At 68.5% G+C, this 26,585-nt stretch carries 25 protein-coding genes; 21 read left to right on the top strand and 4 right to left on the bottom strand.

The genetic code is table 11. The features are described from left to right. Positions 1–102 precede the first annotated feature (102 nt). The 9 genes from ACZ1DY_RS40210 (at position 103) to mobF (ending at position 12,060) form a co-directional block, all read left to right on the top strand. Positions 103–411 (top strand): helix-turn-helix domain-containing protein, encoded by a 309-nt coding sequence (locus ACZ1DY_RS40210; protein WP_465482758.1) that lies wholly within the window; start codon positions 103–105, stop codon positions 409–411. Then, entirely contained in the window at positions 411–2,504 is a 2,094-nt protein-coding gene (locus ACZ1DY_RS40205; RefSeq protein WP_465482757.1) for a type IV secretory system conjugative DNA transfer family protein, read from the top strand. Before ACZ1DY_RS40210 ends, ACZ1DY_RS40205 begins: the two co-directional genes overlap by 1 nt. Continuing rightward, positions 2,501–2,785: a hypothetical protein gene (locus tag ACZ1DY_RS40200; protein WP_465482756.1), complete on the top strand. Its 285-nt coding sequence runs from the start codon at positions 2,501–2,503 to the stop codon at positions 2,783–2,785. The genes ACZ1DY_RS40205 and ACZ1DY_RS40200 overlap by 4 nt, the downstream gene beginning before the upstream one ends. Next, complete coding sequence (locus ACZ1DY_RS40195) at positions 2,782–3,150, top strand: SsgA family sporulation/cell division regulator (RefSeq protein WP_257488368.1); 369 nt, start codon at positions 2,782–2,784, stop codon at positions 3,148–3,150. Before ACZ1DY_RS40200 ends, ACZ1DY_RS40195 begins: the two co-directional genes overlap by 4 nt. After that, positions 3,150–3,356 (top strand): hypothetical protein, encoded by a 207-nt coding sequence (locus tag ACZ1DY_RS40190; RefSeq protein WP_465482755.1) that lies wholly within the window; start codon positions 3,150–3,152, stop codon positions 3,354–3,356. The genes ACZ1DY_RS40195 and ACZ1DY_RS40190 overlap by 1 nt, the downstream gene beginning before the upstream one ends. After that, positions 3,353–4,084, top strand: a complete 732-nt coding sequence (locus ACZ1DY_RS40185) for a hypothetical protein (RefSeq protein WP_465482754.1) — start codon at positions 3,353–3,355, stop codon at positions 4,082–4,084. The genes ACZ1DY_RS40190 and ACZ1DY_RS40185 overlap by 4 nt, the downstream gene beginning before the upstream one ends. After that, positions 4,081–6,375 carry a hypothetical protein gene (locus ACZ1DY_RS40180; protein WP_465482753.1) on the top strand — a complete coding sequence of 765 codons (2,295 nt, stop codon included), beginning with the start codon at positions 4,081–4,083 and terminating at the stop codon, positions 6,373–6,375. The genes ACZ1DY_RS40185 and ACZ1DY_RS40180 overlap by 4 nt, the downstream gene beginning before the upstream one ends. After that, the gene (locus tag ACZ1DY_RS40175; RefSeq protein ID WP_465482752.1) at positions 6,372–7,325 is read left to right on the top strand and encodes a DUF2637 domain-containing protein; all 954 of its coding nucleotides are present in this window, start codon (positions 6,372–6,374) and stop codon (positions 7,323–7,325) included. The genes ACZ1DY_RS40180 and ACZ1DY_RS40175 overlap by 4 nt, the downstream gene beginning before the upstream one ends. 220 nt (positions 7,326–7,545) lie before the next feature. Further along, positions 7,546–12,060, top strand: a complete 4,515-nt coding sequence (gene mobF, locus ACZ1DY_RS40170) for a MobF family relaxase (RefSeq protein WP_465482751.1) — start codon at positions 7,546–7,548, stop codon at positions 12,058–12,060. Between the two features lie 5 nt (positions 12,061–12,065). On the opposite strand, the gene ACZ1DY_RS40165 is transcribed toward mobF, so the two are convergent. Then, the gene (locus tag ACZ1DY_RS40165) at positions 12,066–12,479 is read right to left on the bottom strand and encodes a hypothetical protein (RefSeq protein WP_143267210.1); all 414 of its coding nucleotides are present in this window, start codon (positions 12,477–12,479) and stop codon (positions 12,066–12,068) included. Positions 12,480–12,868: 389 nt separating this feature from the next. Here ACZ1DY_RS40165 and ACZ1DY_RS40160 point away from each other — a divergent pair, with 389 nt between their 5' ends. The 7 genes from ACZ1DY_RS40160 (at position 12,869) to ACZ1DY_RS40130 (ending at position 15,818) form a co-directional block, all read left to right on the top strand. After that, entirely contained in the window at positions 12,869–13,141 is a 273-nt protein-coding gene (locus ACZ1DY_RS40160) for a hypothetical protein (protein ID WP_465482750.1), read from the top strand. A gap of 64 nt (positions 13,142–13,205) precedes the next feature. Beyond that, entirely contained in the window at positions 13,206–13,430 is a 225-nt protein-coding gene (locus ACZ1DY_RS40155; protein ID WP_465482749.1) for a hypothetical protein, read from the top strand. 94 nt (positions 13,431–13,524) lie between these two features. Then, the gene (locus tag ACZ1DY_RS40150) at positions 13,525–13,758 is read left to right on the top strand and encodes a hypothetical protein (protein ID WP_465482748.1); all 234 of its coding nucleotides are present in this window, start codon (positions 13,525–13,527) and stop codon (positions 13,756–13,758) included. A gap of 10 nt (positions 13,759–13,768) precedes the next feature. Then, the gene (locus tag ACZ1DY_RS40145) at positions 13,769–14,083 is read left to right on the top strand and encodes a hypothetical protein (RefSeq protein WP_465482747.1); all 315 of its coding nucleotides are present in this window, start codon (positions 13,769–13,771) and stop codon (positions 14,081–14,083) included. Between the two features lie 5 nt (positions 14,084–14,088). After that, on the top strand, positions 14,089–14,580 hold the full coding sequence (locus ACZ1DY_RS40140) for a hypothetical protein (protein ID WP_465482746.1): 492 nt from the start codon (positions 14,089–14,091) through the stop codon (positions 14,578–14,580). Next, positions 14,577–14,921, top strand: a complete 345-nt coding sequence (locus ACZ1DY_RS40135; protein ID WP_465482745.1) for a hypothetical protein — start codon at positions 14,577–14,579, stop codon at positions 14,919–14,921. Before ACZ1DY_RS40140 ends, ACZ1DY_RS40135 begins: the two co-directional genes overlap by 4 nt. Positions 14,922–15,053: 132 nt before the next feature. Further along, the gene (locus ACZ1DY_RS40130) at positions 15,054–15,818 is read left to right on the top strand and encodes a DUF5131 family protein (RefSeq protein ID WP_465482744.1); all 765 of its coding nucleotides are present in this window, start codon (positions 15,054–15,056) and stop codon (positions 15,816–15,818) included. On the opposite strand, the gene tcmP is transcribed toward ACZ1DY_RS40130, so the two are convergent. Continuing rightward, complete coding sequence (tcmP, locus tag ACZ1DY_RS40125; protein WP_465482743.1) at positions 15,790–17,025, bottom strand: three-Cys-motif partner protein TcmP; 1,236 nt, start codon at positions 17,023–17,025, stop codon at positions 15,790–15,792. The genes ACZ1DY_RS40130 and tcmP overlap by 29 nt on opposite strands. A 270-nt stretch (positions 17,026–17,295) precedes the next feature. Between tcmP and ACZ1DY_RS40120 the strand changes: the two genes are divergently transcribed. Next, entirely contained in the window at positions 17,296–18,468 is a 1,173-nt protein-coding gene (locus ACZ1DY_RS40120; RefSeq protein ID WP_465482742.1) for an HNH endonuclease, read from the top strand. 436 nt (positions 18,469–18,904) lie between these two features. Continuing rightward, on the top strand, positions 18,905–20,155 hold the full coding sequence (locus tag ACZ1DY_RS40115; protein WP_465482741.1) for a DNA sulfur modification protein DndB: 1,251 nt from the start codon (positions 18,905–18,907) through the stop codon (positions 20,153–20,155). Between the two features lie 393 nt (positions 20,156–20,548). Here ACZ1DY_RS40115 and ACZ1DY_RS40110 read toward each other — a convergent pair whose 3' ends face one another. Then, a complete protein-coding gene (locus ACZ1DY_RS40110) occupies positions 20,549–20,920 on the bottom strand; it encodes a hypothetical protein (RefSeq protein WP_257483966.1) in 372 nt (123 codons plus the stop codon). Between the two features lie 131 nt (positions 20,921–21,051). Here ACZ1DY_RS40110 and ACZ1DY_RS40105 point away from each other — a divergent pair, with 131 nt between their 5' ends. The 3 genes from ACZ1DY_RS40105 (at position 21,052) to ACZ1DY_RS40095 (ending at position 24,908) form a co-directional block, all read left to right on the top strand. Then, positions 21,052–21,843, top strand: a complete 792-nt coding sequence (locus ACZ1DY_RS40105) for an ArsR/SmtB family transcription factor (RefSeq protein WP_126730256.1) — start codon at positions 21,052–21,054, stop codon at positions 21,841–21,843. A 32-nt stretch (positions 21,844–21,875) separates the two neighbouring features. Next, on the top strand, positions 21,876–22,655 hold the full coding sequence (locus tag ACZ1DY_RS40100; RefSeq protein ID WP_465482740.1) for a DUF3800 domain-containing protein: 780 nt from the start codon (positions 21,876–21,878) through the stop codon (positions 22,653–22,655). A gap of 105 nt (positions 22,656–22,760) precedes the next feature. Beyond that, positions 22,761–24,908, top strand: coding sequence for a terpene synthase family protein (locus ACZ1DY_RS40095; RefSeq protein ID WP_465482739.1), 2,148 nt, complete (start codon positions 22,761–22,763; stop codon positions 24,906–24,908). 277 nt (positions 24,909–25,185) lie between these two features. Here ACZ1DY_RS40095 and ACZ1DY_RS40090 read toward each other — a convergent pair whose 3' ends face one another. Then, positions 25,186–26,373 (bottom strand): glycoside hydrolase family 64 protein, encoded by a 1,188-nt coding sequence (locus ACZ1DY_RS40090; protein WP_465482738.1) that lies wholly within the window; start codon positions 26,371–26,373, stop codon positions 25,186–25,188. Between the last annotated feature and the right edge of the window lie 212 nt (positions 26,374–26,585).

Below are 26,585 nucleotides of genomic sequence, written 5' to 3'. Positions count from 1 at the left end.
TATCCCCCCTAAACAACGCGATGCCAACCATGCGGCTCACAGAGTTTAGGGGGAGTAAACACCGGGTGGAGTGGCCGCTCGGTCCAGGGGAAAGGCTCTCACGTGGACAACGCAGTTCAGGCAGGTCGATCGCCGGAAAAGCCGTCGTCACCTGCACACCTTCGAACCGAACCGACCTTCTACAACGTCGCTGAGGCTGCGGGACTGTTCCGCCTCGACCAGTCGACGATGTATCGCCATCTGCGTTCCGGAAGCTTTCCGGGGCTCAAGATCGGCGGGCGCTATGTCGTGCCCCGCGTCGTCGTCGAACGCCTGATCAGCGACGTGCTGGCCGTGGGCCAGTGCGTCGATGTCGCCGAATGGGCGTCGCGTTGGCGCGACCAGGCGGCCGCAGCTGGGGGTGCGGCCTGATGCGCACGTTCGGGGCTCTTCTGACGGCGGTCGTGTTGATCGCGCTGGGCAATTTGTTGAGTGACTGGCATGTGAAGGCCGCGGTGGTGTGGCCGTGGTTCGTGGTCGCGGGTGTCGCGGCCTGCGTGTTCGGCCTGGCGGAGCTGGTGCGCGGGAACGCGGCGCGCCTGGTGACCGTGGCGGCCGGGCTGACCGGGTTGTCGATCTGGTTCGCGGGCTGGGTCCCGGAGGTGACGCCGGGCTACGACGTGTGGCCGTGGGGTCTGCTGCTGGGCGGCCCGGTGCTGGCGGTCGCGGCGTTCCTGGGGCTGCGGGGCCGGAACGGTTCGGCGGGGTTGATCGGGAAGTGGTCGCGTCGTTCGCGCCGCAATGGCGGTGTGGCGTCGCGGTGGCAGATCTGGCGGGTGGCGTCGAAGTCGGCGATGCGGCGCAAGGTGAAGGTGCTGAAGCCGGGGTTGAAGAGGGCGATGTGGTGGACCCGCCGCCAGGTTCCGGTGACCGAGTACGCCACGGCGGTGGCGCGGGTGGGGTTCCAGCGGATCTGGTCGCCGGTGGAGGACGTGACGCTGCGGCTTGGTGGGCCGCGGTCGGGCAAGACGGGGGAGCTGGCGTGCCGGATCCTCGACGCCCCGGGCGCGGTGATCGCCACCTCCACGCGGACGGACCTGATCGAGCTGACCGCGCAGCTGCGCGAGCAGCAGCACGGCCCGGTGTTCGTGTTCAACCCGTCGGGTTTGGGGAAGCTGGACTCGACGATCACGTTCGACCCGTTGGCCGGGTGCGCGAACCCGGTGACCGCGACGCACCGCGCGTCGGATCTGCTGCCCGATGGGGGCAGTGACGAGCGGGAGCACTGGGTGTCGCAGGCCCGCCGCGCGCTGGCCGCGCTGATGCACGCCGCCGCTCTGGGCGAGCTGGACATGGTCGATGTGCAGTCGTGGGTCGCGGACCCGGACGGTGCGGCCGATGAGGTGCTGCGCTTGCTGCGCCGCTCGCCGGAACCGGCGTTCGAGACCACCGCCCGGCAGTTCCTGACCACGAACGACCGCACGAGGTCGTCGATCACGACCACGATCATGCCCGCTCTCGGGTGGCTGACCGACCCGACCGCGCGGGCCGCGGCCACCGGTGGCGCGTTCGACGTCGCCGAGCTGCTCGACACGCGCGGCACCGTCTACATGCTCGGCGCCGAGGAGGGCCACACGGCGCCGCTGGTGGCGGCGCTGACCGCGCACATCGCCCGCGAGGCCCGCCGCATCGCCTCCGAATCCCCGGGCGGCAGGTTGGACCCGGCGTTGACGATGGTGCTGGACGAGGCGGCGCTGATCTGCCCGGTTCCTTTGGACAACTGGACTTCGGACATGGGTGGCCGCAATATCACCATCCACATCGGTGCCCAGTCCCGCGCGCAGCTGCGTAAGCGGTGGGGCGACACCGGGTGCTCGGCGATCCTGACGAACTCCTCGACGCTGCTGGTGCTGGCCAACCAGAAGGACCCGGACGACCTCCAGGCGTATTCGCTGCTGACCTGCGACCGGCAGGAGATGGTCGCCACCGAGGACAACGACGGCCGAGTGACCGGGCGGACGCCGCAGCGGGTGCCGGTGCTGTCGCCGGGACAGATCTCCCAGCTCCCGGAGCTGCACGCGGTGATCATCCGGCGGGGGATGCCCGCCGCGATCGGGAAACTCCAGATGGCGTGGAAGCGCCGCGACGTCAAGGCCATCGAGCGCCGCTGGCGCCACGCCGAGCTGCTGATCCGCTGGGCCGACCGGCGCGAGTTGTGGCTGACCAAGGCCGGGGCGTTCGTCGACATGCTCGCCGACCGCGTCGAGCCGTGGGTCGCCCGCGCCCAGGACTGGGCCGCCGAGCGCCGTGCTGCCCGCGTCGAGGCGGTCGTGCCGCCGCAGGCCGAGCACGAGGCCGGGACGGTCCGGGTCGAGGCCGTGCGCCTCGACGGCGACCCAGGCCCCGTCGCCGGCGACCGCACCGCGGATCCGCTCGCGGCGCTGGACGCCGAACTCGACGCCCACATCGCCGGGACGAGCGAGTTCCCGGGCACCGATGAGCGCGGGGAAGGCCGGACGCGATGAACTCGAACCAGCCCTTCATGCCGGTCGACACGTTCCGGATCACGACCGTCATCGGCCAGCTGACCCGCGAGTTCGTCGAGCACTCCGGAGAACAGACCCGCTTGGTGGCGGTGCTGGTGGAGATCACCGTATGGCGCACCGTGCACGGCCAGACGGCCGGGCAGATCACCCGGTTCCTCGACGCCCACGTCGCACCCGGCGTGCGCGAGGACTTCGTCGCCTGGGTGGTCTCCGAGACCGGCCGTCGCCTCGCACCGGTCCCAGGTGGGGGTGCGCGATGAAGGTGCACATGCCCGCCCTGGTCGACTCGACCCGGCTGCGCGTGGCCGTCGGGTACCGCGCCGACGAGCCGTTCGCGGTGACGCTGACGTTCCCGACCGAACCGGAGGCCCGGTGGGTCCTCGGACGGGAACTGCTGGACCTCGCCCTCAACACCGGTACCGCCGGGCTCGGGGACGCGCGGCTCACCGCCCGCGGTGACCTGCTCGTGCTCGCCCTGTCCACACCGGACGGTGAGGGCACGGCGATCTTCCGCCGCGACGACCTCGCGACCTTCCTGTCCCTGACCTACCGGATGGTTCCGGCCGGGACCGAGGAAATCGACTGGTCGGCCGCCGCCAAGGTGTTCCCGGAGGTGACGTTCTGATGAGCGCCCCCACCGCGCCGCGCGTGTGGCTCGCCGCCGGCGTCGCCGACAAGCCCGCCCCGGCCGACCACCCGGTGGTCCGCGACGAGCTGATGCACCTGTGGTTCCCCGGCGATGACGGCTTGTGGCACACCGCCGACGGCCGCCACCACGCCGCCTGGACCGAACTCCATGCCCGGTTCGACCTCGTGGAGGTCCCCCGATGAGCACGAACGAGAAGAAGGAGCCCGAGTTCGCGACCACGGCCGCGGTCGCGGGTCTGGCCCGTGAGGTTGAGGGCCTGCGGATGACGCTGGAGGCGGTGACGCCGCTGCCGGAGCAGGTGCAGACCTTGCACGAGCTGGTGGAGCCGTTGCCGGAGCAGGTGACGAAGCTGGCGAAGGTCGTCAAGGGCCTGGTGGAGCAGCTCAACGACGAGGAACCGGGGACGAAGACCCGGCCGTTGTCGTGGCTCGATCTGGCCGACGGCGAGGACGCCGACGGCGCCGACGAAGCGCAGACGGTCCTGACGGAGTTGTCGTTGTGGCTGAGCCGGGTGTATCTGCGCTACCACGGCGCCGAGCTCCCGGAGTGCTGGTGGTGGCACCCCGACGTGGTCGAGGAACTCGTCAGCCTGATGCGGTCGTGGCTGGCCGCCTACGTCGACCGGGACGCCACCGTGGCCCGCGCCGCGGACTGGCACGACCGGTACCGGCCGGGTGTGGTGAAGCGGGTCAAGGCGGCGACGGCGAACTGTTCGCTGGAGAACCACCAGGACGGCGGCACCCTGTTCCTGCCCGGACCGCGTGTCCCGTCCGGGACGGCGCTCGCGCCGATCGCCGCATGGTGGGGTACGGCCCGCACCGAGACCGCGCCGGAACCGGACGCTGATGTCGTCGCCGACGCTCGTGCGGCCGAGGCCGCGCGCCGCCGCGCCGGGGGTGGTCGGCGATGACCGAGTGGATGGATCAGCTGACCCAGGCCGCGACCCGGCTGGCGGCGGAACGGCACCGCGATATCGCGTTCCTGCGCTCCACCGCCGCCGCCGGGGCCACCGACCCGGTGGTGCGGGCACGGTTGGAACGTGAAGCCGCCGAGGCCACCGCTCTCGCCGACGGCTACGCCGCCCGGGCCGCCGAGCTGGCCGTCGGCAACGAGCCGTGGGAAGAGGTGGAGATCGAGCAGCAGGTCGAGCAAGCTCGTGTGGCCGCGACGTATGACGTACTCGACGATCCGGGTGAGACCACGGAGCAGTTGCGGCAGCGGGAGATCGCCGACGCGACGATGCTCTCGTACCTGACTTGGCAGCGGGAAGGTGTTCCGCCGCAGGAGATCGCGCACCGGCTGGAGCGGGTCTCGCCGATCGGTGCGAAGGCCGTCAGCGACTACGAGCAGCTTCTCGCCATCGGCTACGAGCCTGACGAGGCGCGGGCGATCGCCGCCGACACCGCCGCCCACGACCCCGTCCCCGCAGACGGCGCCGCCGAGGACGAGGCCGAAGTGGAGCTGTTCGAGCCGGACGTGCCCGACCCCGTCGCCGCCGAGGTCGAGCAGCTGGCGTTCGACCACAACGACCGGGTCGGGCGGGACGCGGTGGCGTTGTTCGAGAAGGCCCGCGGGGACGGGCGCAGCGAGGACGACGCCTCTGAGGAGGTGCTGGGCACCTTCCCCGTCGAGGACGTCCCGGTCGCCGACACCGCGCTCGGTCACTACCTGGAATACCGCCGGGACGGGTTGGAACCGACCACCGCCGCCGAGCTTGCCGCCCTGGTCGCCGCCGACGAGCTGACCCCTTTCGAGTTCGGACGCGAGCCCACGGTGGACGACACCGACACCGACAGCGTCGACGATCCGGAGGTGTTGATCGACCCGGACGAGCTGATGCCCGCCGGGGAGGCGATGCGGAATTACTTCGTCGCCGAGGACGCGGTGGGCCGCTTCGCGCAGCTGCGCTCCGAGGGCTGGGACGACGACGCCGCGCACCGCCGGGCGGTCGAAGCCAGTGACGACGACCCAAGGCTCGCGAACGCGGCCGTCCTGTCCTACCGCAGCCAGCTCGCCGCCGGCCAGGACCACGAGGCGGCTCGCTTCACGGCGGTGAGCGATACGGCCACCGCATTCACCTCACGTATCAGCGCCGAGCAGGCCGAGCAGGTCCGCGCCGCGCTCACCCAGCCCGCTGACGCCACCGAGCACGCGGCGGCCCACGACACCGAAGAAGAGTCCACTGTGGACGACTACGAGCTGACGAACTCGGCCCAGGACGCCGGTTCGCGCGAGGACTACGACGACATTTTCTCCGAAGAGGCGTACGCCGAACGCGACACCGCCGGCGCGGGGTTCTGGGCCGAGGTCGCGCAGCGCCGGGAAGCGCTCATCGCCGACGGCATGGAGATGAACGAGGCCGCGGACCGGGCATGGCTGGACGTGTGTGGTGAACGCGGCATCGATCCGGCCTCGACGGTGTCGACCGCCCAGCCCGACGAGAGCGGCCTCGACCCCGCGATCGGCGAGCGCGACGTCGACGACGCCGGGATCGCGTACATGGACCCGACCTCTCCTCTGCCCGAACGCGCCCCGGAGGCGGGTAGCTGGATCGCCCGCAACCTGACTTACCACGAGCAGGACGAGGCCGACGCGCGCGCCGAAGACCGGGAGGAGATGGAGCGCGCACGGGATGTGGTGCGGAGCCTGCCGGACGGGCCGATCACGGACGACGACCTCGCGCGGGTGGGAGTCACGGCCGAGCAGTACGACCGGCTCATGATCGAGGAGTGGAGCCCCGAGGCCGATCGCGCCCCGGAACCGGGCAGCTGGATTGACCGCAACTTCCCGGCCCAGGCCGCCGAATCTCCCGACGTCCCGATGTATGAACGGGACGCGGGCGACCGGTTGCAGGACTGGATCGAGGAACGCGAAGACGAGCTTGAGGCCGACGAGCGCGACGCCACCGAGCAGGTGCTGGACGAGATCGACGACGTGCTCGCCGAGGAACGCGGCTACGCCCTGATCGACCGGGAACGAGCCAGGCGCGAGAACGCGGCAAGCGATGCCGACACCGCCGAGCCGCCGTTGGCGGACCGGATCGCGGAATGCGAGCGAGCCGTCGAGGCGGTCGCAAACTTCGTTCCGCACCACGAGACCAGTGACGAGGACAGCGAGCGCGCCGAGCGGTGTGCCCGCTGGAACGCCGAGGACGCCGCCGCCGAGCAGGCGGTCGAGAAGACCGAGGGGTGGGGCCAGTGAGCGGGTCGGGAGGCAAGTGGGCGACGGCGGGGTTCTGGCTGCCGGGCCTGGTGGTGGCGATCTGCGCCGCGGTCGCGACCGCGCACGGCCTGTTCGAGGTCGTGGTGGCGTCCGGGGTGCTGGCGAGTATCGCGTGGACCTACCCGGTGATCACCGACGGTCTGGCGATCGTGGCGTACGTGGCGACCTCCCGACTGTCCGGCGCGGGCCGCCGGTACGCGTGGGCCGTGGTGATCCTCGCGGCCGGGTTGTCCGGGTTGGCGCAGGCGATCTACTTCGTCGGTGGCTTCACCGCGCCGGTCCCGCCGGGGCCGAACGGTGAGCCGGGAGCGGAGGGGAATCCGCCGCCGGAGTTGCTGCGGTTCTGGGTGGGGGCGTGGCCGGCGATCGCGGCGGCGATCGTGGCGCACCTGCTGTTCATGCTCAGCGAGCTTCGCGCCACCCGGAAGGCGTCCACCGCATCGGGCATGAGCACCGTTCCGGGCCCCGAGGCTGTCGCCGCGATCTCTCCAGGCGACGCGCAGCCGACGGACGTTCAGGCGCGGCCCGTCCAGTCGGACCGTCCGACGAGCGTCGACGTTCAGTCGCCATCCGTCCAATCCGGGCTTGTCCAGCCGAAGCCGTTGGACGCGCCAGGGTCGCCGGAGCGGTCTGAACGTCCAGTCCCGGAAGCGTCTTCCGTTCAGCCCGAGACGTCCGTCGCGCGCGGTGCGGAGGAGCCGAAGCCGGAGCGTCCAGCCGTGGCGCCGTCGTCGCCGAAGCGGGATCGAGCGTTGCACGAGGCCCGGAAGTACCAGGCGCTCCACGGCAGTCTTCCGACGGTCGACCAGCTCCACGAAGCGGCCGAGGTTTCCCGAGGCACTGCCGGAACCGTCCTCAAGGAACTCCGGGAACAGCCCCACCACCTTCACGTCATCACCAACCTCAGCGCCACCAAGGCCAACTCATGATCAGCACGTCACCCAGCACCACATCACCACTCAGTAAGCCATCAAGTCAGGCCAAGACACCCATCAGCAGCTCACCCAGCACGTACTCACCTACCAAGAAATCAGATGCACACCTATGCATCACGATCTGTCGGGCCGGTGCGCCCTGGCGGGCGCCCGGGAACACCACCGCCGTTGTTGATCTTCAAAGCCCGCGTGTTGATCTTGAAAGGTGGCCGGGATGCTGACGTTGTCGAACGGATACTCGGTCTCCTACCTGACCGAGGAGGTCGCGAAAGGCCGCGAGAACTACTACACCGACGCGGTCGCCGAGGGTGAGCCGCCGGGCCGCTGGTACGGCGGAGGGGCGGAGAAACTCGGCCTGACGGGGCTGGTCGACGAGCAGGACATGCAGGCGGTCTACGAGCAGTTCGTCGACCCGCGCGACGAGGCGTTCAAGGATCCAGCCCGATGGGCGCAGGCGTCCACTCTCGGCCACACCGGGCGGAACTATCCAACGGCGGACGAGTTGTACGCGGCCGCGTTGGACAAGGAACCGGGTGCGACGGGTGAACGCCGCGAGGAATTGCGGCTGGAGGCGAACAAGGCCGCGCGGAAGAACGTGGCCTTTCTGGACGCCACGTTCAGCGTCCAAAAGTCCGTCACCGTGTTGCACACCGCGTTTGAGGCGCAGCAGGTCCGCGCTGAACGGACGGCTGGACGACTGGACGACGCGCTCGCCGCCGCCACGGCGGCGGGCGCGTCCCCGTCCGAACTCGCCGAGCTCGGACGGCAGCGCGACGACGCCCGCACAGCGGCGGACTCGTGGCGGGCGCACCGCGACGCGGTGGAGGACGCGATCTGGGCCGGGAACCGCGCGGCGCTGGACTACCTGTCCGAGCACGCCGGGTACTCCCGGGTGGGGCATCACGGCGGGGCCGCGGGCCGGTTCATCGACGCCCACGATTTCGTGGTCGCGAGCTTTTTTCAGCACGACTCGCGTAACCACGATCCGCAGCTGCACATCCACAACGCGATCCTCAACCGCGTCGAAGGCGCCGATGGGCAGTGGCGCACGCTGGACGGCCGCGCGCTGTACGCGCACCGGGGCGCGGCGGCGGCGGTGGGGGAGCGCACCACCGAGGAACACCTCGCGAAGGCGCTCGGGGTCCGGTTCGCCGCCCGCCCGGACGGGAAGTCTCGCGAGGTCGTCGGGATCGATCAGCAGGTGATGGACCTGTTCAGCTCGCGACGCCGCGCGATCACGAAGAAGACCGCCAGCCTGGTCGAGGCGTTCGAGGCGCGGTTCGGGAGGGAGCCGAACTCGCTGGAGCTGGACCGCTTGCAGCGGCAGGCCACGTTCGCCACCCGGAAGGCGAAGTCGCACGACGGCGAGACCACCGAGGAACGCCTGGAACGCTGGGACCGCGAGCTGCGCGCGGAGGTCGCCGACGGGCTCGCCGGCGTCGCCCGTGACGTCCTCAACCTCGACCACGGCCCGCGCGAAGCCGCCCAGTGGTCGCCGGACGACGTGCTCAAGACCGCGCTGGCGGACGTGCAGTCCACCAAGTCCGGATGGACCGCGCCGGACCTGACGCGCGCGATCTCCGACGCGCTGCCGGATCACCTGGGCGACCTCGACGGCGCCCAGGTCGCGCGGCTGCTGGACACGCTCACCGCCGAGGGCGTGAAGCTGGCGACCCCGCTCGCCACCGACCGCCCCGGCGTCGCCGTCCTGCCGGACGCGCTGAAGCTCGCGAACGGCGAATCCGCCTACGAGGCCCCGGGTCGCCGTCTCTACGCGACCCCGGAGCACGTGCACACCGAACGCGCGCTCGCCGCCGCGACCGCCCGGGGCGGAGCTCCGGCGCTGGACGTGTCCGACGTGGACGCCTTCATGTCCGCTTTGGCGGATCACGGGATGGTGCTCGGGGCGGACCAGGCAGCCGCGGTGCGCGGGGTGCTGACCTCCGGCGCGGCGGTCGAGTCGCTGGTCGGACCGGCCGGGACCGGGAAGTCCTTTGTGGTCGGCGCGCTGGCGAAAGCGTGGCAGGACAACGCTTTGTGGGGCGGGCAGTCCCGCCGCGTGGTCGGGTTGGCGTCCAGCCAGGTCGCCACCGACGTCCTCGCTGGCGAAGGGCTCACGGCGCGGAACATCGCGCGGTGGCTGGGCGTGCAGGAGAAGCTCGCCGAGGGCTCGACTCACCCCGAGCACGTCGAGTGGAAGCTGAACCCCGGCGACATGGTGGTGGTCGACGAGTCGGCGATGGCCAACACCGCCGACCTCGCCCGCATCCACCGCCACGTGGAGGCGGCTGGGGCGAAGCTGCTGCTGACCGGTGACCACCGGCAGCTCGCCGCCGTCGGCGCCGGAGGCGGCATGGACCTCATGGCCACCGCCGGGGCCGCGTATGAGCTGACTGAGGTCCGCCGGTTTCAGGCCGAGTGGGAACGCGGCGCGTCGCTGCGGCTGCGCGACGGCGACGAGACCGTGCTCGGCGAGTACCACAAGCACGGCCGGATCCTCGACGGCGGAACCCGCGAGCAGGCCGAAGCCGCGGCCGGGAAGGCGTGGCTGGCGGACACGCTGGCGGGGAAGCACTCGATCCTGATCGTGGACACCAACGAGCAGGCCGCGCACCTGTCGGCCGAGCTCCGCAACGAACTCGTCCGGCTCGGCAAAGTCCAGGAAGCCGGTGTGCCGCTGGGGATGCAGGGCACCTACGCCGGCGTCGGGGACTTGATCCAGGCCCGCCGCAACGGCTGGCACCTCACCGGGTTCGACGGCAACCCGGAGGCGCCGATCAACCGCAAGCAGTACCGCGTCCTCGACACCCGCGACGACGGCGGACTGATCGTCGCCCGCGTCCTCGGACGCGAGGACGGCGTCGGCGAGGTGCTGGGGGAGCGGATCACGCTGCCCGGCGCCTACGTGTCGGAGCATGTGGCGCTCGGCTACGCCTCGACCGTCCACAGCGCCCAGGGCCTCACCGTCGACACCAGCCACGCCGTCGTCACCGACGCCACCGGACAGGAAGCCCTCTACGTCGGCCTCACCCGAGGCCGCGAGGGCAACACCGCGCACGTCACCACGGCGACCGCCTACGAACTCACGTCCCGGGTCGGCGAGGACGACCGGCCGCACGGCGGGCTGATGGTGCAGGTGGACAACCCGACCGGTGACGTTGTCGACGTCGTGCGGAAGTCGCCGCTCGCGGTGCTCGCCGGCGCGTTCGACGGCGCGAGCCCGCAACGGTCGGCCCTTCAGGAGGCGGCCGAGGCCGCCGCCGACAACGAGGCGATCCGCACCCCCGCCGAGCTGCTGGCCGACGCGACCGAGTTGGCCACCGCTGGCCGGACGCAGCGGTGGCTCGACGAGCTCGTGGAGGAGGGGAAGCTGACGGAGAACCAGCGCGCGAGGATCGCCGCCGAGGACGGCGGCCCCACGCTCGCGCGGCTGCTGCGCCGCGCCGAGCTCGCCGGGCACGACCCGCGCGAAGTCCTCGACCACGCCGTCACCGCCCGGACGCTGTCCGGGTCGCGGCAGCTGACGAACGTGATCCACCACCGGATCACCGACACCGTCACCCTCGACCCCGTCGGCGATTCCTACGCCGACTGGCTGCCCAAGGTCGACGACCCCCAATGGGCAACCTACCTGCGCACGCTGGCCGACACTGCCGATGCTCGCCGTCTGGAGCTGGGGGAGCAGCTGGCGGCGGAGCCGCAGCAGTGGGCGATCGAGGCGTTCGGGCCAGTACCGGAAGATCCCGCCCTGGCGAAGGAATGGAGCAAGCAGGCCGGAACGGTCGCAGCGCACCGCGAGCTGACCGGACACGACGACGAGGAGACCGCGTTGGGCGCGGCCCCGAAGTCCGGCCAGGTCGAGGCCTACGCGTCATGGCGCTCGGCGTGGCGCGTCCTCGGGCGTCCGGAGTCCGGGCGGGACGAGCTGGAGATGTCCGACGGACAGCTGCTGGTCCGGATGCGGGCGTGGGAGCGGGAGAAGGCGTGGGGACCGGAGTTCGTCGGCCAGGAACTCGCCGGAACCCACCAAGCCCTCGACGCCCGCCGCCGGGACGCGGCCATGCGCCGCGCCGAAGCCGACGCCGCGGCCAACGAAGAAGAGCGCGAGCGGATGCTCCAGGAGGCAGCCGAAGCCGACGCGCTCGCCGACACCCTCGCCGCCCGCGCGGCGGAGCTGGAGGGCGCCGACGAGGCACGGGCGCTGTGGTACGCCCACACCGCCGAAACCCGCGCAGCGGCCGACCGCGCCAGCGCCGAGATCTCCGCCCGCAACCTCGACACCACACCCGCGCCGCTGGTCACCGCTGACGAGTGGCTCGACGTCCACCACGAGCACATGGCCGCCGAGGACGTCCACCGCGAGGTCACCGCTGACCACGACCTCACCGACGTCGCCCAGCAGCGCGCCGCCGACGTCGACACCGTCACCACTCCCGATGACGTCGAGGACGTGGTCGCGGAGGTCGAGGTGGCCGATGTGCGCGAGGTCGCGGCCGACGAGGACCCGGTCGTCGAGTCCGACGAGGTCCGGGTGCCGACGGCCGAGGAGACCGCCGGAGCGGTCGAGCAGGCGCAGCGTGCGTTGAAGGAGATCGCCGCCCGCCAGGCCGTCGAGGAACGGCACGCCGAAGAGGAAGCGCAGGCGGCGGAGCTGTACCGCCGCAACACCAGCGACGCCGCCGACGCGGCCGATCTGGCCGACGCCGACGGCGCGGTGTACGGGGGATGAGCAGGTCAGCCCTGGGAGTGGGCGGGGACGTCGAGCGGCGGAACACCGCTGCGGTGCCACGCCCACTCCAGGGTGGCCACGATCGAATCGAGCCAGCCGGGCCGGTTCGCGACATAGCTGGGAACCGGCCGGCGCAGCGCGAGACGCTGAGCGGCCAGGCATTCCGCTTCGATGGTCTCTTCGTGCGCGAGCCCGGTTCGCTCCGTGATCGGGGCGTAGGCGAGGAACGTGCGGCCGGTTTCGAGGCGGACGGTCGCGCAGGCGATCCAGCGGCACACGTCGACCACACCGAGGGCCGCCCAGGTGCGCTCGCGGTCGTACTGGCGTTCAGCGGCGAGCCACAGGCGCGCGAACTCCACCACCGGCACCCGCACGTTGCCGCGGGGGATCCGGTCGAAGTCGCGTCCGGTCAGCTCCATGGAATCCATGGTGACACGCGCCCCCGACAGAAACCGTCCACCGACCGGGGCAATCCGCCGGCGCATGGTCGCCTCCACCGACAACCGCCCTCTGCGGGCGGAACAAGGTCCGCGCAAGCGCGGCCTGTGTTTTTGAGCTTCGCAGCCCGGCTTAGCACGGCCCCAACCTCACGGTAAAGGGGCGCATTCCGAAAAGTTTTCGAGCGCGAAAAGCGTGCGCTCAAAAACTTTTCGGCCTGACCCCTTGACCGCGAGCCTCTGGGGCCGCGCGGTGCGCCGAAAAGGGGCAGCGGCAGAGCCGACGCCCCGCCCTACGGGCAGCGAAGAAAGACCGGACCAGCAAGCAGCACACAGGTTTCAGTACCCGTCCGCCAGAAAGGGAAACCGCAATGGACCTCACTACCGCGATCGACATGGTTCTCGCCCACGCGCGCGAAGAGGACCCCGAACAGGAACTGACCGACCGCGAAATCCTCGCCGAAGTCCGCGCCTTCGACCACGCCGAAATCGACAGCTGGATCGAGGACGAGGTCATGGAGCCCGGCGAACGCGAGGCCGCCTACCGCGCCGTGCTCGACGCCTCCGACGACGAGATCACCGCCAGCCGCACAACGCGCGTCGCCACCCGCACCGACACCGACGAGGACACCGACTGCCTCTGAAACCCCACCCGGATGCGGGGCCACCCCCGGCCCCGCATCCCTCCACCACAGACAGGAGAACGTCATGGCAGCACAGGGAAAGAAGAAGACCAAAGACGAACTCGACGCCGAAGCGCTCGGCATGACCGTGGAGCAACTCCACGAACTCAAAAGCCAGGTCGGAGCCGCGAAGGGACGCGGGAAGCGCCCGGCCGGGACCTCCGGCGCCGACACCAAACTCGCCGCCTGGGGCCAGGTCGACGGACAGGAAGAACTGTTCGCCTGCGACCCGAAGCAGGCCGCGTCATGAGCTGCGCACATTGGTTCTTCTTCACCGTCGCCGGAATCGCGACCTGCCTCGACTGCGGCCACCAGTGGCACATCTGAGAAAGGAACTCAACTCCATGTCGCAGTACCTCGACAAGGCCGCCGACCTCATCGCCAAGGCCGCCGTCAACAACGAACACCACAACGGTCCGTCGGCATCGTGGCCCAAGCCCGCCGCGTATCAGGAAAACGCGATCCAGCTCGCCGACGCCTATACCGCCCTCGCCGCGATCGAGCACGGCGTGCTCCCGGCTGCCCTCGTGCAGCGCGTCCTCGACGCCATCCCCACCGCCGTCAACCAGTCGTGCTGAGGAGAACCCCGTGAGCAATTCCAATGACGACCGGTGGTTCGAGCGCGAGCAGCAGATGCGCCGCGCCCGTGTCTTGGCTGACCTCCTGGTTGCCGCCGAGCAGGCCGAGATCCCGCCGCTGCGCTGGAGCCTCAGCACCGCCGCCGGATCGTGCGTGCACGGCGAGATCGACGACCCGTTCGACACGAACCCTCAGGCGACGTTCGACGCCTGGACGCGGTTCCTCGGACTGCGCGTGAACAAGCACGGCGACCGCGCCAGCGGCACCTGGAACCAGACAGTCATCGGTATCCACAACCCCCACTCTTCGACCACAAAGGACTGAACGCCATGACCGAGCAGCAACCCGCCTACACGCTGCCTCCTGCTTTCTCCGCCTGTTTCGAGGGCTGGACCCCCAACCCCGAGGATCTGGAGCAGTGGCCCAACAGCGTCCGTGTCGAGGTAGTCGAGGGCTATGACCCGACCTTCACCGGAGAGGTCTCCGACGAGGACCTGGAGTACGCCGACTGCGGCGAAGAGCGTCACCTCGTCGAGGTCGACACCAACTACAAGCCCACCCGCGACAGCGATTACCCCGTGCGGCTGACCCGGAGCGACGCTGTCCAGCTCGCCGCCGCGTTGCTCGAAGCCGTCGAGGACACCTTTCACTACTCCCGTTGCGGACGGCTCCGCCCCGCCGAGGCCAAGAACCTCTTGGACGCGATCCGCGGCACCGAGCACCAGCTCGCCGAGCTGCGCGACCACGCCCTGAACGACCTGCTCGCCGGGACCGGCCTGACGGACGACTCGCTCGCCGCCGTCGAGGAGAACCAGCGATGACGAACCCTCCTGCCGAACTCACGTGGACCGATGCGCAAGGGCTCTACCTGACCGAGCACGACGACACCGTCTGGGCGCTGGCGGCCCACAGCGTCCACCGCGGCAAGAGCGGTTGGTCGGGCACGGACGAGTGGCACCTGCACCGGGCCTACCCCGATCTCGAAAACGTGGGCTGGACCGCCGGGACGCTCCCGCTCGACCACGGCCGCTGGATCGCGCACCCCGGCCACCGAAACCTGCCCCGTGCGAAGCGGATCGCGGCGTGGATCATCGCCAACCCCGACGTCGCCGACCGGATGATGCACCAAGAGATCGCACGGGCCGCAGGAGAGGACCGGTGACGTTGTGCACCGGCGAAGCCGGTCCTGGCACGCGAAGTAGAGTGCACGGGGAGTGGCCGTCCGCGTACGACATTCCCCGCCACCTGGGACGGACCTGGAGTTCCGTCGACGAATGCGGAGGAGGGCAGCGCGATGAGTGATGGTTCATCGATCGAGTGGACCGAGGCGACCTGGAACCCGACGACCGGGTGTGATCGAGTGTCGGCCGGTTGCGATCACTGTTACGCGTTGACGTTGGCGAAGCGGCTCAAGGCGATGGGGTCGGCGAAGTACCAGACCGATGGTGATCCGCGTACGAGCGGCCAAGGGTTCGGGGTCGCGACGCACGCCGCGGCGCTGGGGGAGCCGTTCAGGTGGCGGCAGCCCCGGCTGGTGTTCGTGAATTCGATGAGCGATCTATTCCACGCGAAGGTACCGGTGGAGTTCATCCGACGTGTGTTCGCGGTCATGGAGGCGACACCGCAGCACACCTATCAGGTGCTGACGAAGAGGTCTCGCCGGATTCGACGGCTCGCGTCCTCGCTGGACTGGCCGGCGAATCTGTGGCTCGGGGTGTCGGTCGAGGATGAGCGTGTGGCTTATCGGATCGACGACCTGCGCGAGGTACCTGCGGCGGTGCGGTTCCTGTCCTGCGAGCCGCTGCTCGGCCCGCTGTCTCAGCTGAACCTTGCTGGGGTCGAGTGGGTCATTGTGGGCGGCGAATCCGGTCCGAGGGCACGCCCAATGGCGCCCGAGTGGGCCACGGAGATCCGAGACCAGTGCCAGCAGGCCGATGTCGCGTTCTTCTTCAAGCAGTGGGGTGGCCGTACTCCGAAGGCCGGCGGCCGTGAACTTGACGGCCGGACGTGGGATGAGCTTCCGCGGCAGGTCAGGCTGACACCCGGGTTGTCGGCCTGACCGGGATGAGTAGCTGCCGATGGAAGTTGTCTCCAACACCGGTGTTTTGCACGACGTGTTGCCGATGTAGGGACTTCACGGCTGCCCTGACTTGCGGGGCCGCAGCGGCCCCGAAGACGCCGGCGTAGACCTCCTCGAGTCGTTCGCCCAGCACGAAGGCCCCGTGGTGGAGCAGGAGTTTCCGGATGTTCTGCTCAATAATCCGTTCCCAACTGGCCCGGTTCTGCTTCACGTACTCTTCGACGTCGAACGACTCTGGAGCAGGAAGAAGCTGGTCGGCGCTGAAAAGGGCCTGATCGTCGTAAACCTCGGCACGCGCCTTAGCCTGCCGTAGTTCGGCGCCCTGCCAGGCCCCTTCCCACTCCCTGCCGGCCTTGCCGACTGCGTCTGCGAACCACCACAAGCCATCGACGTGCCGCGTGAACAGCACCAAAAGGTACTTGGGCAGCTGGTTCGGCTTGTGCCGGATCGGCATGCTGAGAGACATACACCCGGTGGAAGCTCTAACACCTGCCTGGTACTCGGAAGCAACCTTCAGCGCAGCTTCCGTCGCAGGGGCTTCGTCGGCCTTGCCTCTTACTGGCTCAAAATATCGCTGCCACCACGCTCCGCCGAGGAAGCGGTCAGCATGGTCGACAGTCTTCTGATCTGCCGCGCTGAGAGGCTTACCCTCTACCCTGCGTTTCCGGAGCAGGCCGCCCATTCTGGCCACGGTGCTAATACTGATGTGGAGAAGCACTTCCGTCGGAGCTCTATCGCTGCGCCTGTTCAACAGCTGTCCAACCAGCTGGTTACGGTCCAGCGCGGTGCCGAAGGGGTCCAGGAACGCGAACAGCGCAGCGCCTTGCGCGACGTTCAGGATCTCGGGCAACAAGTCCCGGAGATCGCCGCCGCGCACGATGTCCTGGGCACGTCCACGCTTCGCCATGACTTCGCGCAGGTTGAGGTAGTCGTCTTTGTTGCGTTCGACGTAGATGCCGGTGACGCTCCGAAAGCCCCCGACTCGTTCGGCCTTCTGGGAAAGCAGGACCGGCGAACCGGGCGAGCCATCTTCGTACTCGCCGCGGCCTGCGTAGCCATCGAGGAAGACAACGGGCCGGCCGCGGCCAGCCTTGGAGGCAAAGACCACCGGATATCGAGCCAGGATGGCGTGCTTAAAGACCGCTTGCGCCTTCCGCTCCCGGAAGAAGTCCCGACTCGCGTTCATCGCCTGGCCTCCGAACAGCCGCCGTCGCGCGCACTGCCAGTCGGCCCGTAGGCCCCTTTCACGAGCGTGGCAGATGACACGTGACCAGTAAGTCGGCCACTGGAGTGGACTCGTTACGCTAGGTGGGTCCGTGTTGTCACAGTGAGTTATCGGTGTGGGATTGGTCGTAGGGTTCAGCGCCTGTTCGGCGCAAGACCGACAGCGGTGCGGAGCCGTCAACCGCACGAGGTCGGGCACACCGGGACGGTGTGGGCTGGGGTAGGGGGAGAGATGTCCATCAGTAAATTGACCGACGGCGACGCGGTCCTGCGGGCGATTCGCGAGCACCGCGACCGTGGTGAAGCTGAATTTCTAGCTGATCATGATTTCGGGGCCCCGGGCCAGTACTACGTGAGGTTCGAGGATCGGCTCTACGGGGCGAAGGCCATTGCGGGGGTCGCCTACGGCTACCAGTTCCCGGAACAGGGCACGCTGCCGCATGGCAAGTTCAACGGAGGCAACGCCGCAGCAAACCGGGTGTTACGCCGACTCGGCTTCGAGATCATCGATACCAAGCCTGACACTGTCGAGGGGGAGCGGCAGTGGCGGCTGGCCGTTGGCGCTCACCTGCTAGCGGTCAACAAAGGTGGGCGCGGCCTCGAACCGGGGATCGTCCGTGGTTTCGGCGCCTACGGCGGCGCTCAGGGTGTGTGGGTGGACTCGGTACGAACTCGCCAGCTCGACAGCCGCGGTATCACTGTCGGCGTCCTCAACACGGGCCGGCACTACGCAGACGTTTTCAGCGACAGCGATGTCTTGTATCACTACCCCAACACGGACCGGCCGGCCGGCCGGGATCGAGCCGAGGTCGAGGCGACCAAAGCCGCTGGCGAACACCAGATCCCGGTGTTTGTGATCACTCCCGCGGGATCGAGCGCGTCACGTCGTGATGTCCGGCTCGGCTGGGTCGCCGGCTGGGACGACAAGAGCGAGCTGTTCCTAATAACGTTCAAGCAGGACGCCCCGAAACGACTGCTCAACGACGACTCGTCCGACGAGGACGAGTTCACCCTGTACGGCAACAACCGCCGACGGCAGACCCGCGAAGTAACCGAACGTCCCAGCCAGAACACGTTCAAGCTGCGCGTGTTCCAACGCTACGGGGCACGCTGCCCTCTTTCAGGCGTCGCAGTGCCCGAGATGCTCGATGCGGCACACCTCGTACCTAACGCCTCTGACGGCAGTGACGACCCACGCAACGGGCTACCGCTCAACGCCGCGCTTCACCGCGCCTTCGACGCCCACCTGTTCACCATCGACCCCGATACCTACGAAGCGGTCACCAAGCACAACGGACCAACGCTGGCTGACCTGGGGATCACCACCTCGACACTCAAATACCTGCCGAAGCTCCCGCACCGCGATGCCCTCAAAGCCCGCTACAACGAATGGCTCAAGAAGTAGCCGATAACTACACCGGGCTAGCGAGACCTCGGTGGGCGCGACCGTGGTCGCCTACGTGGTGTTTGCAGCCCAGTAGTTCGTTGTGTTGTCTCTGAGCTCGCCCAGGAAGGTCAGGTAGGTGATCGGTCCGTAAGTCTGTCGCCGCCGCGGCTGCGTCGCCATCGCTAATGGGGTGACCGGGCTCGTGGGAGGCCCACAGAGCTCGATGCGGGTCGTCATGCCGATGTCCACAGTCCCGTGCCGGCTGAGCTGGACTTTTGGGGTGGTCGAGCAGAAAGGTTCAGGGTCTGCGCACCCTCCTCAGAACCGCCACCTGGCGAGCACGGTAGGTTCTAAATTCACCAAATAAGAAGTAGTTGTGGTTTAACCCGTTGTCTGTGTAGTCTACATCTCAACAGTTGGCATAAGTTCTTAACCTCGACGATAAGGAGTAGACATGACGAACACTGCGCCCGAGATGCAGATCGACACGGACCAGATCTCCGGCCCCCGCAGGGAGAGCACCTATATCGCTCAGCGTTCGTTCCAGGGCGGCCGCACCGTATACAGCGTCCGAATCCCGCTCACGAACCTGGACCTGATCCTGACGCTGCCGAACCCGGACGAGCCCGACCCGGACAACCGCAAGGTCGACGGCCGCCACGCCAAAGCGTTCGGTGAGTACATCGGCCAGCAGGAAACCTGGGTGGCGCCCACGCTGCTCGCGCGCGACAACGGCGGCTGCACGTTCAAGGAAGCACCTGGCAGCGAAGGCAGACTCGGATACCTGACCGTCCCGTGGGCCATCGGCGCGCTCTCGCCGTTGTCCACCATCGACGGCCAGCACCGCATCCTCGGCGTGCACCTGGCCATCCGCACCCTCGGAGAGCAGATCAAGAAGATCGACCGGGAGATCACCAAGACGACTAGGGCCGACAAGGTTGAGAGCCTCACTGCGAGCCGGGACAAGCTGAGTGCGCAGCTTAAGCGGCTGGAGAACGAGTCGGTCGGCGTGGACATCTACGTCGAGCCGAACAACGTGCTTGCCCGGCAGATGTTCGTCGACGTCGCCGACAACGCCAAGGGCATCTCCAGCGCCCTGCGTGCTCGCTTCGACAGCAGCAAGGTCGCCAACCGGATCCTCGACCGGGTCGTCAACCACGCTCTGCTTAAGGGCAAGGTCGACCTCGAACAGGACCGCATGACCTCGAAGAACCCCAACCTCATGGGCGCCAAGCATGTCGCCGACCTCACCCGCGGCGTCGCCGTAGGCGTCGCGGGCAGGATCGGGAAACAGCGCGAGCGCGAACTGGCCGACGAAACCCTGGTCGAGCTCGTCCACGGTTACCTCGACTGCCTCTCCGAGGGGTTCAAGGACCTGGCCGCCGTCGCCGAAGGCACTCTCAAGCCCATCGACCTGCGCTCCCACTCCCTGCTGGGCTCCATCGGTATGCTCCGCGTCTTGGCCGGCGTATACCACGAGCTGCTGGAGAACCACGACGCCAACGACGAGGACATCGTCGCGTTCTTCACCAAGCTCGACCCGCACATGAACGCCCCGGTCTCGGACAGCAGTATCTGGCGTAAGACCGACGCCAGCGCCGACTTCGAGGTCAACGCTTCGGCCCCGGTCATGCGAACCCAGAACCTCGTGCACCTGGTCAAGGTCATCGTCGGCTGGTACAAGACCCCGCCGGCCGCGTTCTGACTGAACTTGCGCGGAGCCTCTTGCGGGCACGCACCTTGATGAGGGTCCCGACTGCAAATCGGGACCCTCATCATGTACGTGCAGCCGCGCCACTGATAGACCGCTTCTGTCTCTGCATATCCCAGGCCGGCAATCGGAAATCCGCGCTACCGAACAGCTTGACCGTGTTTGAAGTGCAGGCAGATCTCGGCTCCGACGGGTCTCCGGCTGTGTGTAGCGTGGTCCACGCCCCGGTCCACGAACTGATGTCCACTGGTGCCTGATGAGCTCAGATTTGAGTAACTCGCGCCGCCGGTGACCAGCGGATCCACGTATCGCCACGGTAGCGCTGGAACTTGTAAACAGAAGGTCAGGGGTTCGAGCCCCCTTGGCGGCTCCCCTTCACCGCCGTTCTCAAGGCGCCGCGGTGACCGCCGCTTCCCGTGCGGGGCGGATCCGGCTCAGCTGCACGAGGCTGAAGCCGAACAGCAGGACGCCGAGCGGGACGTGGACCGCCGTCACGTGTGCGATCCCGAGGAACACCTGCGCCAGCGTGAGGCCGAGGAACACGGCCGCGGGCAGGATCGGCTTGGCGGAGCCGCCGCCCGGTCGCCACACGAGGATCGCGATGAGCACATGCAGCGTCGAGACGACGAACAGCGTGTAGGCCGTGGCGCTGTGCAGTGTGTGGCCACTCGGCACGGTCAGCAGGATGCCGGCCGAGATCGGGGTGAGGAAGACGGCCAGGGTCTGCACGGCGATCGCGACGCGCAACGGGGTCGGCATGTGAGCTCCTTCGAATGGTCGTGTCACCACCTGGACGAGTGAGCCGTCGGAAACGTGACCGCTTGACATGCAGCTGAGTGGCTGCCTAATCTGCAAAGGCAGCCAAGAGGCTGCATATCAGGGAGAGCGGCATGGACGAGGTCTTCAAGGCGTTGGCGGACCCAAGCCGTCGCCGATTGCTCGACGACCTGAACGCCCGCAACGGGCAGACCCTGCGTGAGCTGTGCGCGGGGCTGGACATGGCGCGGCAGTCGGTCAGCAAGCATCTGGCCGTGCTGGAAGCGGCGAATCTGGTGACCACGGTGCGTCGTGGCCGCGAGAAGTTGCACTACGTGAACGCGGAGCCGATCAACGCGATCGCCGAGCGCTGGATCGACCGCTACCACCAGGGCCGCGTCGACGCGCTCGCCGACCTCAAGAAGGCATTGGAGCAGGAACCCATGAGCACCGACGAATTCGTGTACACCAGCTACATCAGGACGACGCCGGAGCGGCTGTGGCGGGCGCTCACCGATCCGGCCTTCACCAAGCGGTACTGGGGCTGCGAGTTCACTTCGGACTGGAAGCCCGGGTCGACGATGGCCTGGGAGCAGCTCGGTGTGAAGCTGGAGGACCCCGAACAGGTCGTCCTCGAATCCGATCCGTACCGGCGGCTGTCCTACACGTGGCACACCTTCACGCCGGAATTCGCCAAGTCGGTGGGGCTCGACGACGACGTGTCGGCGAAGCTCCAGGCGGAATCGCGGTCGAAGGTCACCTTCGATCTCGAGCCTGTCGGTGACACGGTGAAACTGACTGTGGTGCACGACGGTTTCGACCCGGGCAGCACCGCGCTGGAGATGGTCAAGGGTGGCTGGCCGTCGATCCTGTCGAGCCTCAAGACGCTGCTCGAGACCGGTGAGCCGCTGCCCGACCCCGCGTAACCCGGTCGACGTCGCCGGGGTGATCGGGCACGATGCGCAGCGTGCCCCTGGAGATCGCCTGCGACGAGTCCGGGTCCGAGGGCGAGAAACTGATCGGCGGGGAGACCGGCGTGTTCGCGCACGCGGGAGTCCGGCTGAGTCTCGACGAGGCCGCCGCCTGCCTGGTCGAACTGCGGCGGAGGATCCGTTCGCCGGCGGTCGAGTACAAGGCGAACCATCTGCTCCGCACGAAGCACCGGCGTGTCCTCGAATGGTTCCTCGGGCCGCTCGGCCCGGTCCACGGGCGAGCCCACGTGTACCTCGTGGACAAGAAACGGCTGCTGGCGAACGAACTCCGCGCCCTCGCCGGCCCGGAGATGCAGCCGGACGACGAACTCCTCGCCGCGTTCAACGACGTGCTGCGGACCAGGAACCGCCGGGATCCGGCGGCGGGGTCGTTCTTCGCGATGGCCGGGGACACCGCGGAATTGAGGGCGAAGGTCGCCGCGGCACGGGACGCCAAGATCCTCGATCCGCTGGTGCCCGCGATCCTCCGCGCCGTCGAGTACTGGAGCGAGGGCGGGGAGCAGGTCTTTCTCGTCCACGACGAACAACCGTCGCTCAAAGGGGACCGGCTCGCCCGGATCGAGTCCACACCGGGATTGGCCGGGGTGAAGTTCGTGGATTCACGGACGGATCCACGGGTGCAGGCCGCCGATTTCCTGGCCGGTGTCGCCCGCCGGATCGCCGAGGACGAATTGAACGGGAACGGCGACGAGGAATTGGCCGGAATGCTCGCGCCCTATGTCGATCCGGTGTCCCTCTGGGACTGATTCACTCCATGGCACACCGAATCGCTCGGCTGGACGGTTGCCCGGCGCGGCGGCGGGCTGGAAACGTCGGAGCGGATCCGACACCGGCCCGGGAGGCAGTCGCAGATGCAGGCTTTCACCTTGCCCGAGTTCTACGTGCCGCATCCGGCCAGGATGAATCCGCACCTCGAAGCGGCGCGAGCGCACAGTATGGCCTGGGCCAGGGAAATGGGGATGCTCGATTCACCGTCGCCGTCCGGTGACGTCGTCTGGACCGAACAGGCACTGGCGAAAATGGACTACGCGCTGCTTTGCGCGCACACCCATCCGGACTGTGACGGGCCGTCCCTCGATCTGGTCACGGACTGGTACGTGTGGGTGTTCTTCTTCGACGACGATTTCCTCGCGCAATTCAAGTACACCCGGGATATCGAGGGTGCGAAGGCTTATCTGGACCGCCTGGAACTGTTCATGACCGGGCCGGGGGAAACGTCGCCGGAGCCGGGGAATCCCGCCGAAGCCGGACTCGAAGACCTTTGGGCGCGCACCATTCCCTCGATGTCGGAGGCGTGGCGCCGTCGTTTCGTCACCAGTACGCACAACCTGATGGTCGAATCGCTCTGGGAACTGGACAACATCGACCGCGGCCGGATCGCGAACCCCATCGAATACGTCCAGATGCGGCGCCGGGTCGGCGGGGCGCCGTGGTCGGCGAACCTCATCGAGTACGCCGTCGCCGCCGAAGTGCCGGACGGGATCGCGGCGACCAGGCCGATGGAGGTCCTGCGCGACACGTTCGCCGACGCCGTCCACCTTCGCAACGATCTCTTTTCCTACCAACGCGAAGTACGTGAAGAGGGAGAGAACTCCAACGCGGTTCTGGTCTTCGAGAAGTTCCTCGATCTTCCGACGCATGAGGCGGCCGATCTCACCAACGACCTGCTGACCTCGCGCCTGCAGCAGTTCGAGAACACCGCGCTCGTCGAGGTCCCCGCGCTGCTGGCCGAACGCGACGTCTCGCTGTCCGAGCAAATCGCGGTCGGCCTTTACGTCAAGGGCCTGCAGGACTGGCAGTCGGGCGGGCACGAATGGCACGTGCGGTCGAGCCGGTACATGAACGAAGGGGCGGCCTCCGGTGGCAATGGGCTTGGCCTCGTTCAGCGGGTGCGGCAGCAGGCGCCGCCGCCGTTCGCGAAGGTCGGGCAGCTGCCCCTGCCGGAATTCCGTATGCCGTACCCCGTGCGCATCAGCCCTCACCTCGCCGCCGCCCGCGAGTACGGGCCGGGCTGGGCGCGCGAGATGGGGATGTTCGACGACGTGGTGTGGGACGAGCGCCGGTATCTCGGCATCGACCTGGCGCACTGCGCCGCGATGATCGACGCGGACGCGGACTTCGAACGGCTGAAGCTGTCGACCGACTGGCTCACCTGGGGTACCTACGGTGACGACTACTTCCCGCTGGTCTTCGGCGCGAAACGGGACGCGATCGCCGCGAAACTGTGCAGTGACCGGCTTTCCTTGTTCATGCCCCTCGACGGCGAGCCGGTGCCGAAACCGTCGAACCCGATCGAGCGAGGCCTCGCGGACCTGTGGGATCGCACCGCCGGGCCGCTGACCCCGCGTGGGCGGGCGGGGTTCCGGCGGGCGGTCGAGAGCATGACCGCGAGCTGGGTGTGGGAGATGGGGAACCAGGCGCAGAACCGGGTCCCCGACCCGGTCGACTACGTGGAGATGCGGCGGCGGACGTTCGGATCCGACCTGACGAAGAGCCTCGCGCTCCTCGAACTCGGCGACGTCCTGCCGCCGGAACTCTTCCAGAACCGGGTGCTGTCCGAACTCGACACCGCCGCGCAGGACTACGCGGCGTTCGCCAACGACCTGTTCTCGTACCAGAAGGAGATCGAGTACGAGGGCGAGGTGCACAACCTCGTGTACGTCGTCGAACGGTTCCTGGAGGTGGACCGGATCGAGGCCCGCGACATCGCCGCCCGGCTGATGAACGCGCGGCTGGAGCAGTTCGAGCAGCTCGTCGGCGAGGGCATGCCGCGGATGTGCGACGACCTCGGGCTCGGCGACGACGTCCGCGCGGCGCTGACCGGCTACGCGGACCACCTCAAGGACTGGATGGCCGGAATCCTGGAATGGCACCGGAAATGCGTGCGGTACACGCCGGTGGAGCTGGAACGTGTCCGCGCCACGGAGCCGCCGTCGTTCTCGCTCGTGCCGAGCGGGATCGGGATGTCGGCCTGGCGGATCGGGAGCGGGGTGCGCTGAGTGGTCGCTGGTGGTGGGGCGTGTCGCGGGCCGCTGGCGGCGGGCGTGTTGCGAAAGCCACTTTCGCAACGTTGAGGGTTGTGAAAGCCACTTTCGCAACATGGGGCCCGGCGTGTGGGCTGCCACGCTGCCACCCCGGACGTGTCGCGAAAGCCACTTTCGCGACGTCAGGTGTCCCGAAAGTGGCTTTCGCGACAGCAACGGCGGAAGCGGACCCAGCCCCCCGCGGTGAAGGGGCCCTTCCCCGCAGCGGGAAAAGCCCCCTTCACCCCAGCGCCTAGAAAGCCGTCAGAATGATCCGCGCGGTCCGCGGATCCCCGTCGTGCACCAGCGACTCGAAGTGCCCGACGTCGTCGAAAGCGAACCCGTACGCCTTCCCGTCGACCATCTGCTCGTGCACGATCCGCGAGTAGTGGTCGGTCACGGCCTGCTTGTAGAACTGGCCCGCGTCGTAGGTCGGCTGCGTGTGCAGGGTGCCGAGGGTCGAGCGGTGCAGCGCCGCGCACAATGTCCGCGCGATCGGGCCGACGACCTGGTCGTTCGGCGCGTGCAGCCGTCCGTCGCAGTTGAAGACGTCACGGGTGCTCGGCTTGCTGAACGACGCCACCGTGGCGCCCGAGGTGTCGGTGAAGCGCAGGACGTCGTCCCCGCCGGTCCGGCCGGTGAACTTCTTGCCGGGTTCGGCCTCGAACGGGACCACGGTCAGCGGTGTCGACTTGTAGGCGTTCCAGGCGCTCGTGACGTAGCCGTCGAGGTAGGTCCCGCTGAACTTGCCGGTGTCGAGCCCCTTGCCGGGAGCGAGCACCCGCAACCGGTTGTACACCAGGTTCGAGAAACCCGACTGTCCTTGGACGGCGTTGAAGATGGCTTCGCGGCCACCCGCCTTGAGCCGTCCGGCCTCCTTGTTCGTCCCCGCCCCGTTGGTGAGCCCGACGGCGTGCGGCACGCTGAACATGTCGACCTGCGAGCTGTTGATGAACAGCCCGCCGTTGTCGTAGGTGAATTCGCTCCAGTCGAACAGGATGTCGCGGTTCGGGTCGCCGTCGGCCCACGGCGCGGGCTGCACCAGCCCGTCCGGGGTCAGGAAGAACTTGATCTTCTGCCCGAACGACATGTAGACGCGGCCCGAGAGCATCCGCGGGATCCGCAGCGTGGTCGAGCCGCCGTTGCCGGGGCCGGCGATCGAGACGTCCGGCGCGGGGCTCGGCGGGTTCGCCCCCGGCGGCCACGGGGTGAAGGCGCCGTCGGCGTTGACGTAGCCGAGTTTGCCGGTGTTGAGGTTCGTGCCGAGCACGTAGAGGTGGACCGCGTCCGAGCGGTTCGAGTTGTTGGTGACGGTCAGTGGCAGCGGATCGGGGCCCGCGGCGACCGCGGTGGGTGCCGAAAGCGCCGAAACTCCGGTGACCAGGGGGAGGGCGACCGCCAACGCGGTCAAGACGCGCCGGATCTTCTTGCGGATGCGCACAGTTCACTCCTCGGCGGAATCCCGCCGCGGAGCGTGGACGCGCCGCGGCGGTGCTTGCGGATGTCGGCCGGGGGCGCGTTCCCGGCCTGGGCGTGACCTTGGCGAGGGGTCTCAGCACGGGAAGTTACGTCGCCGGGCGCGGAGATGTCCAGACCACTGGTGGGAATCTGTCCGGTTTTCCGCCGGGTCGGACAATTCGTCGCGGGCCTTTC

The organism is Amycolatopsis sp. PSD-21, from assembly GCF_055561455.1.
This window is presented reverse-complemented; position numbering and strand designations above follow the sequence as displayed.

Excerpts from the sequence above, each read along its gene's own strand:
- ACZ1DY_RS40200 (WP_465482756.1), top strand. The coding sequence starts at position 2,501 with ATGAACTCGAACCAGCCCTTCATGCCGGTCGACACGTTCCGGATCACG.
- ACZ1DY_RS40205 (WP_465482757.1), top strand. The coding sequence starts at position 411 with ATGCGCACGTTCGGGGCTCTTCTGACGGCGGTCGTGTTGATCGCGCTG.
- ACZ1DY_RS40185 (WP_465482754.1), top strand. The coding sequence starts at position 3,353 with ATGAGCACGAACGAGAAGAAGGAGCCCGAGTTCGCGACCACGGCCGCG.
- ACZ1DY_RS40195 (WP_257488368.1), top strand. The coding sequence starts at position 2,782 with ATGAAGGTGCACATGCCCGCCCTGGTCGACTCGACCCGGCTGCGCGTG.
- ACZ1DY_RS40105 (WP_126730256.1), top strand. The coding sequence starts at position 21,052 with ATGGACGAGGTCTTCAAGGCGTTGGCGGACCCAAGCCGTCGCCGATTG.
- ACZ1DY_RS40155 (WP_465482749.1), top strand. The coding sequence starts at position 13,206 with ATGGCAGCACAGGGAAAGAAGAAGACCAAAGACGAACTCGACGCCGAA.
- tcmP (WP_465482743.1), bottom strand. The coding sequence starts at position 17,025 with ATGAACGCGAGTCGGGACTTCTTCCGGGAGCGGAAGGCGCAAGCGGTC.
- ACZ1DY_RS40180 (WP_465482753.1), top strand. The coding sequence starts at position 4,081 with ATGACCGAGTGGATGGATCAGCTGACCCAGGCCGCGACCCGGCTGGCG.
- ACZ1DY_RS40130 (WP_465482744.1), top strand. The coding sequence starts at position 15,054 with ATGAGTGATGGTTCATCGATCGAGTGGACCGAGGCGACCTGGAACCCG.
- ACZ1DY_RS40135 (WP_465482745.1), top strand. The coding sequence starts at position 14,577 with ATGACGAACCCTCCTGCCGAACTCACGTGGACCGATGCGCAAGGGCTC.
- ACZ1DY_RS40165 (WP_143267210.1), bottom strand. The coding sequence starts at position 12,479 with ATGGAGCTGACCGGACGCGACTTCGACCGGATCCCCCGCGGCAACGTG.
- ACZ1DY_RS40160 (WP_465482750.1), top strand. The coding sequence starts at position 12,869 with ATGGACCTCACTACCGCGATCGACATGGTTCTCGCCCACGCGCGCGAA.
- ACZ1DY_RS40120 (WP_465482742.1), top strand. The coding sequence starts at position 17,296 with ATGTCCATCAGTAAATTGACCGACGGCGACGCGGTCCTGCGGGCGATT.
- ACZ1DY_RS40115 (WP_465482741.1), top strand. The coding sequence starts at position 18,905 with ATGACGAACACTGCGCCCGAGATGCAGATCGACACGGACCAGATCTCC.
- mobF (WP_465482751.1), top strand. The coding sequence starts at position 7,546 with ATGCTGACGTTGTCGAACGGATACTCGGTCTCCTACCTGACCGAGGAG.
- ACZ1DY_RS40150 (WP_465482748.1), top strand. The coding sequence starts at position 13,525 with ATGTCGCAGTACCTCGACAAGGCCGCCGACCTCATCGCCAAGGCCGCC.
- ACZ1DY_RS40100 (WP_465482740.1), top strand. The coding sequence starts at position 21,876 with ATGCGCAGCGTGCCCCTGGAGATCGCCTGCGACGAGTCCGGGTCCGAG.
- ACZ1DY_RS40110 (WP_257483966.1), bottom strand. The coding sequence starts at position 20,920 with ATGCCGACCCCGTTGCGCGTCGCGATCGCCGTGCAGACCCTGGCCGTC.
- ACZ1DY_RS40190 (WP_465482755.1), top strand. The coding sequence starts at position 3,150 with ATGAGCGCCCCCACCGCGCCGCGCGTGTGGCTCGCCGCCGGCGTCGCC.
- ACZ1DY_RS40095 (WP_465482739.1), top strand. The coding sequence starts at position 22,761 with ATGCAGGCTTTCACCTTGCCCGAGTTCTACGTGCCGCATCCGGCCAGG.
- ACZ1DY_RS40140 (WP_465482746.1), top strand. The coding sequence starts at position 14,089 with ATGACCGAGCAGCAACCCGCCTACACGCTGCCTCCTGCTTTCTCCGCC.